Source organism: Paenibacillus sp. IHBB 3054 (assembly GCF_051594305.1).
Lineage (GTDB): Bacteria > Bacillota > Bacilli > Paenibacillales > Paenibacillaceae > Paenibacillus_AQ.
Genome location: NZ_JBOFBG010000175.1, coordinates 1 through 409, shown reverse-complemented (window position 1 = coordinate 409; position 409 = coordinate 1). Strand labels below are relative to the sequence as shown.

General features: G+C 63.6%; 1 protein-coding gene. It reads right to left on the bottom strand.

Annotation, left to right across the window (positions count from 1 at the left end):
- Positions 1-409 (bottom strand): AMP-binding protein (locus tag ACQ76X_RS36340; protein WP_438498718.1); only part of this gene is annotated, 409 nt, incomplete at both ends.

Below are 409 nucleotides of genomic sequence, written 5' to 3'. Positions count from 1 at the left end.
GGGCTTGCCTGTGCTCCCCGAGGTATAGATCACATACGCCAAACGCCGGGAATCCAGCTCTAGCGGCGGGTTGGCCTCGGATTGTGCTTGCTCTCCAGGCATCAACTCGATGACCGTACCCTCAAATCCGCATGGATCCTGACCGGGCTGGGTCAGCAGCACCGCCGCACCGCTGTCCCCGAGCATATACCGGATGCGTTCGGCCGGCAGCGCCGGATCGATCGGCAAGTACGCCCCGCCGGCCTTCAGGATGCCATAAAGCCCTACCATCAGTTCCAGCGAGCGTTCCGCCATCATCGCTACAATCGTTTCTGGCCCCACACCTTGCCCGCGCAGCGTCCACGCCAGCTGGTTCGCCCGCGCATTCAGCTCCGCATAGGTCAGCTGCTGATCCCCGTACACGACCGCC